A 6341-nucleotide genomic window follows, 5' to 3' on the forward strand; every position below is an offset into this window, starting at 1 on the left:
GTCTGCCCTTCATGGTAATTGGGAATAACACTGTTGTCATTTGGCGCGCTGGGGCACAAGGATGGGATGGTGTCGGATTACCAGAGCGCTCTCTTCCCCGAGCCAGCCCCCTCCCCCAAACCGTCCACCGGTCCGGTCAGCCCTGCGTTCCCTTTCGCGGCACCGGCCCCGGTGGCCGATGTCGTCCATCCGTCCTGGGCGGCCGCCCTGGCGCCGGTTGAGCCACAGCTGCATCTTCTCGCTGATCGCCTGCGTGCGGAGGTTGACGGCGGCGCAGAGGTGCTCCCCGCTGCGCAGCACATTCTTCGGGCATTCAGCTACCCCCTGGATCAGGTCAAGGTGCTGATTCTCGGCCAGGACCCGTACCCGACGCCGGGACACGCCGTCGGGCTATCGTTTTCAGTAGCGGGCGCCACCCGTCCCCTTCCGAGGAGCCTGGTCAACATTTACCGGGAGCTCGCCGCCGATACCGGCGCCTCAGTTCCCGCTCACGGGGATCTTACGGGGTGGGCTCAGCAGGGGGTGCTCCTCCTGAACCGGGTCCTGACGGTGCGGGCCGGTGACGCCGCCTCGCACCGCCGACTGGGCTGGAATGTGGTCACCAGCGCGGCCGTCGAAGCACTCGTCGCCAGGAAACTGCCGCTGGTTGCTGTGCTGTGGGGGCGGGACGCCCAGCAGATCAAGCCGCTGCTGGGCGATACTCCGGTGATCGAGTCTGTCCATCCCAGTCCGCTGTCGGCATCACGAGGGTTTTTCGGCAGCCGACCGTTCTCCCGGTCCAACGCACTGCTTACTGAGCTGGGCGCCGATCCGGTGGACTGGCAGCTGCAGTAGCTAACGACGACGGTTGCGACGACGTTCGTTGCTGCCGACACCCTTCGTGAGCGGTCGGGCCAGGTTGTCACCAAGAACCACCCCGCCGGCAATGGCCAAGATGATGGTCAGTGCGTTAAACAGGCTGTTACTTCCGGCGCCCACCAGCTCGGCCTCGATGGTCAGTCCATACATTGACCTGAACACCATCAGCCCCGGATAGAGGAACATCACCGCAGGGACCGCCACGACCAGCTGTGGTGCGCCCATCCTCAGCGCCACCATCCTGGCCAGCATCCCGATCAGCACGGCAGCGATCGCAGGGGCCAACCGGTAACCTACCCCCAGCGTGACCACCAGCGAGTACAGCAGGAACCCTGTGACCCCGATGAGGGATGTGGGGAGGACCAGTTTCATGTCGGTCTGCTCCGCCACGCAAATCATCGCAACGGCGATGAAGACCAGCACTGCAACCACCGGCAGCGGGTAGAGGGATTCGGCCGACGTCGTCAACTGGAGTTCAGGGATACCGACCAACGCTCCCGCCACCAGGGCGACGGCGATTCCCGAGATGATTGCGGCGAACACCAGAAATGCTGATAGATACCTGCCAGCCGCCGTGACCGGGTACCCGTTGATCGCATCCTGGGTAGCCGAGACGAGACGACCTGTGGGTAGGAGCAACAAAATGCCGCCCACGACCACCAGCGACGGGGCTACTCCAATGTCGAGCCACCAGAAGAACATGGCGACGATAGTGACCATCCCCGCTGAAGTGGCGACGGCGAAGAATTCCGGGACCCGCCATTTCCCCAGCTGCCGGGACAGGAGGTCGACACCAATGCAGCTGGCGAAACTGATGAACGACTCCAGCGGACCACCGCCGATGAAACTCACGATGGCAGCACCGAAGATGCCGAACGCTGCGGTCACCATCCAGCGGGGGAAGGGTTTAGGTTTGTGGGTAATCTCATCCAGGCGCGCTGCGGCGTCGATCCGGGAGGTCCCGCCGTCGACGATGTCAGTCACGAGCTGGTGCACTTTCAGCAGACCGGCATAGTTGTTGGTCCACGAGCGGACAACACGTAATACCGTAACCGGGGCCTGGTCCTTCGCCGAGTAGTTGAGGATGACCGACTGGTTGGTGATGTCCACCTCAATGTTATCCAGCCCAAACGCTGCGGTGACCGCGATGATGCTGGTTTCAACTTCGAGGGCACCGGCGCCGTAGCGGAACATCGTCTCGGCCAGGCCGAGCGCGAAATCGAGGGTCCTGCGGGCGTTGATATCCGGACCGACGGCCTGGATCATGGGGTTGGCGTAGGGGCTGCCAGCCAACCGTTCCACGATGCTCATCGCCTGGGTGGGCGGCGCCTCTCCCTGGACCAGGCGTCGAAGCACCTTGCGGGCAGCGGCGTTTGACCGGTCCGGACGGACCGAGCGTGGTGTGGTGGGCAGCGCGTCGGTCGGTGTTGAGTATGTCCTGCGGTCGGGCTTGCCGTTTACCTGACGGGGCCGGGTCTTGGTTTTCGCCGTCGAGGCCCTGTCTGGTTTGCTGGTTGCCCGTGCGCGTCCAGTTGGCACCGGGCGTTCTCCGGTTGCCGGAGCGCCGGGGGTCCCTGGCAGCGAGTGGACCGGCCGGGTGGCCGGCGGGACGCCCGGTGGGCTGGCCGGCGAGACGCCCGGCGGGCGCGAGCTGCCCGCGGTACCGGCGGTGGGGACGATCGGCAGCTGTTCTGCTACCGGGGCGGGGTTGGTGTTGGGGTTGCGGCCGTCGTCGGCCTCGGTCTTCTCACCCATGGGATTCACCCCTTCGTCCGGTGTGCCCGCGAGAAGCGGAGCTGGTGTTTAGTAGAACGGTTGGTGGTGTCTGCGCCAGTAGATTTGTCGAGCGACCCGTTCGCCAATGGCGTTCCACACCCGATACTTCCACGCACTGAGTGGCAGGTCATAACAGCCGACAAAGTCCGTCACAGTTCTGGTGAAACTGGTTTTGAACAGTCCCAGTCCGTGGTGCTGATGGGTGGGATCTTTGAGCCGGTCGCTGGGCGGGGTGCCGCAGAAGTCATACTCCATAATCCCAAACTCTTCCTTCAGATCGTTGATGGCTTGCCACTGCACCAGATGGGAGTCACCGTACTGGGAACGCTTGGGTTTGGACCCGCCGTCCTTGTAGGTACCCTTCAACCCGTAGTTGATGACAAACGCTCCCACCGAAGGTTCGCCGTCCTCGTAGACGAAGTACAGTCGGCCCTGGCCTGCATCGGAGAAGTTCTTCCAGAACCGGCTGTAATAGTCGTAGGAGCGGAGCTTTGCGGCCGAGCGATCCTCAATGTGAGCCATCAGCCGGTACATGGTGCTGAAATTTTCGTCGGTGGGTTCCATCCGGCGCACTTCGACGCCCTCGCGGATGGCTCGTCTCACGGCATTGCGACCCCGCGAATGAAGATTGCGCAGCAACTGGTTCGGTTCCGGGGTGGTGTCAAGGATTGCTGTGTGATCGTTGGGTTGCAGGTCGAAGGTCTTGACCAGGCCCGCATTCAGGAACAGCCGGTCGACGTCGTCGTCGGCCGGGATGTCGGGTTCCACCTTCACGGCAAAGACTTTGTGCCGCCCGGAGCGGACCAGATCGCGGCAGGCATCCAGGATGGCTGGTACGTGGGCGGGATCCGCCACATCGGGACCCTTGATGAGGTACCAGAGGGCACCCAGGAGGGGCAGCCGCTTCTCGATCACCAAGTTGTACGTGGTGTAGTCCGGGCACTCGAAAACCAGGAATTGGGGGGTCCAGCCGTGGTGTGACTTCACTTCCGCGAAAGATGCCGACTGAAGAATATTTCCGCCGTTGGGGTTTACTGTCACCAACGCGTCCCAATTGTCCCGCTCCTCGGCCGTGGCTAGACGCGCGGTGAACTTAACCAAAATCCCTCAATCAGTGGTGATACAAAGACAGTTCAGTGTAACGGTTGGCCCTGACGGCGACCGTCAGGATTCCCCCGGCGGCCCTCCCCATTCGTCGGCGAGTGCCATAGCATCGGAAGCATGGACTATCGATACCTCGGACATAGCGGATTCAAGATCTCGGAAATCACCTACGGCAACTGGCTGACCCACGGCTCGCAGGTGGAGAACGACGTCGCCACCCAGTGCGTGCGCGCGGCACTGGATGTGGGCATCACCAGTTTTGACACAGCGGATGTATACGCCAACACTGCCGCCGAGACGGTGCTCGGCGAAGCATTGAAGGGCGAGCGGCGCCAATCCCTGGAGATTTTCACCAAGGTGTGGGGACCCACCGGGCCGAAGGGTCCCAATGACGTCGGACTCTCCCGCAAGCACATCATGGAGTCGATAAACGGTTCACTCGAACGACTCCAGACCGACTATGTCGACCTTTATCAGGCGCACCGCTACGACCACGAAACACCCCTCGAAGAAACCATGCAGGCCTTCGCCGACGTCGTCCGCCAGGGCAAGGCGCTGTACATCGGGGTCAGCGAATGGGATGCGCGGCAGATCCGGGCCGGGCATGCGCTGGCGAAGGACCTGGGGTTTCAGCTGATTTCCAATCAGCCGCAGTACTCGATGCTGTGGCGGGTGATTGAGGAAGAGGTGGTTCCGGTATCGGAGGAGCTGGGGCTGTCCCAGATTGTCTGGTCACCGGTGGCTCAGGGTGTGCTGACCGGTAAGTACCAGCCGGGTGGAACTCCGGAGCAGGGATCGCGGGCTGCCGACGAGAAGGGCGGTTCGAACATGATCAAGCGATGGATGTCCGATGAGACTCTTACCGGCGTCCAGAAGCTCCAGCCGATCGCCGATGATCTGGGCCTGACGATGGCGCAGTTGGCTGTGGCCTGGGTACTGCAGAACAAGAATGTTGCAGCAGCGATTATTGGCGCGTCCAAGCCGGAGCAGGTCAAATCAAACGCGGTGGCGTCGAGCGTGACCCTTGAGCCGGAGGTGATGGCGAAGATCGAGGAGGCCATCGGCTCAATGGCCGAGACCGATCCCGCAAAGACCGTCTCGCCCGAGGAGCGGCCCGTATGAGGCTCGCGGTCACCGGAACCAGCGGCAAACTGGGGCGCACTGTCACGAAAGTACTGCGGGCGGCCGGCCATGAGGTGCTCGGAATGGATCTGCAGGGGGAACGGGACCCCGGGTTCCTGAAGATCAATCTGACCGATTACGGACAGGTTGTTGATGCGCTGATGGGCGTCGACGATCGGCACAGCGGCTTCGACGCCGTCGTGCACCTTGCGGCCATCCCGGCGCCCGGTCTCCAGGCGGATGTGGCGACCTTCCACAACAACATGCTGTCCACCTACAACGTGTTTCAGGGGTGCCGCAGGGCGGGAATCCGGAAGATTGTCTACGCCTCTAGCGAGACGGTGCTGGGCCTGCCGTTCGACGAGGATCCCCCCTACATCCCCGTCGATGAGGAATACGCGGCCCGGCCGGAGAGCACCTATTCGCTCGTGAAGCACCTCGAGGAGGAGATGGCGATCCAGCTGACGCGTTGGGATCCGCAGTTGAGCATTACGGCGTTGCGGTTCTCCAACGTCATGGATCCCGAGGATTACGTCGAGTTTCCGTCCTTTGATGAGGATGCGATGGCCCGAAAATGGAATCTCTGGGGGTACATTGACGGTCGCGACGGCGCGCAGGCGGTGCAGCGCGCGCTGGAGAATGCTGGCCCCGGCTTCGATAGGTTCATCATCGCGGCGGCCGACACGGTGATGAGCCGGTCGAGCGCATCCCTTGCGGCCGAGGTATTTCCTGACGTAGAAGTGGTCAAGGATGTTGGCGAGCACGAGACGCTACTCTCCATCGATCATGCTCGCAGTGTGCTCGGTTTCGACCCGCAGCATAGCTGGCGGGACCACGTGGGTTAGCACTTCCGCCCCGCCGTCTTCCTTTCCCGTCCTCTTCGCCGAACCGTGAGCTCTGGTGGGTGATCGGGCTTGTGAGGCGCCCGATCTAACGCCTCAGCGGGTGGGATGTGGGGTTTCGTGCACGCCCCCGGTGGGCTGTGACCGGGCCACGAAAAATAGTTCAAAATTCTTTTCCGGATGCCCTCCTGCGGACCTTATTTTGTCAGTGCCCGATGATGGAATGAAGGTATGAAAAGCAGTACAGCTTCTCCTACCGGAAAGGGATACCCTCCCGAATCCGGCCCGGACTCCGGCTCCAGTAGAGGGCCCGCAGATACTGCCGCGGGGGCTTCGGGCGGTTCTTCGGGGACTTCGGGCGGGGCGTCTGGTGGGTATGGTCCGGGTGGTCCGTTGGGCGTCGGCGCGGTGTGGACCGCCCCGGCAGTTGATCCACTCGACACTTCTGCTGACACTCCCGCTGATGCTTCTGCTGACGCCTCTGATGCCGGAGTGCGCTCCAGTGAAAAACCTCCGGTGTTGACTGGTCGGGGTGGCTGTGGCGGCGGTGGTCGGCCTGGATGCGGGGCGGACCCTGGACCTGATTAAGGATCTGGGAGGGTTGCGTTCCTGGGTTGATGCGCAGGAAGCGAAAGCTGT

General features: G+C 62.7%; 5 protein-coding genes. 3 read left to right on the plus strand and 2 right to left on the minus strand.

Annotated elements, in window-relative coordinates; genetic code table 11:
- Positions 1-69 precede the first annotated feature (69 nt).
- Entirely contained in the window at positions 70-834 is a 765-nt protein-coding gene (locus tag ACX80O_RS02605) for a uracil-DNA glycosylase (protein ID WP_459332431.1), read from the plus strand.
- Here ACX80O_RS02605 and ACX80O_RS02610 read toward each other — a convergent pair whose 3' ends face one another.
- Both ACX80O_RS02610 and ACX80O_RS02615 read right to left on the minus strand, forming a co-directional pair.
- Complete coding sequence (locus ACX80O_RS02610) at positions 835-2613, minus strand: threonine/serine exporter family protein (RefSeq protein WP_459332432.1); 1779 nt, start codon at positions 2611-2613, stop codon at positions 835-837.
- Between the two features lie 48 nt (positions 2614-2661).
- The gene (locus tag ACX80O_RS02615) at positions 2662-3735 is read right to left on the minus strand and encodes a lipid II:glycine glycyltransferase FemX (RefSeq protein ID WP_459332433.1); all 1074 of its coding nucleotides are present in this window, start codon (positions 3733-3735) and stop codon (positions 2662-2664) included.
- Positions 3736-3855: 120 nt separating this feature from the next.
- Between ACX80O_RS02615 and ACX80O_RS02620 the strand changes: the two genes are divergently transcribed.
- Complete coding sequence (locus tag ACX80O_RS02620; protein WP_459305328.1) at positions 3856-4860, plus strand: aldo/keto reductase family protein; 1005 nt, start codon at positions 3856-3858, stop codon at positions 4858-4860.
- Positions 4857-5705, plus strand: a complete 849-nt coding sequence (locus ACX80O_RS02625) for an NAD-dependent epimerase/dehydratase family protein (RefSeq protein ID WP_459332434.1) — start codon at positions 4857-4859, stop codon at positions 5703-5705. The genes ACX80O_RS02620 and ACX80O_RS02625 overlap by 4 nt, the downstream gene beginning before the upstream one ends.
- The last annotated feature ends 636 nt before the right edge of the window (positions 5706-6341 follow it).

Source organism: Arthrobacter glycogeni (genome assembly GCF_054511155.1).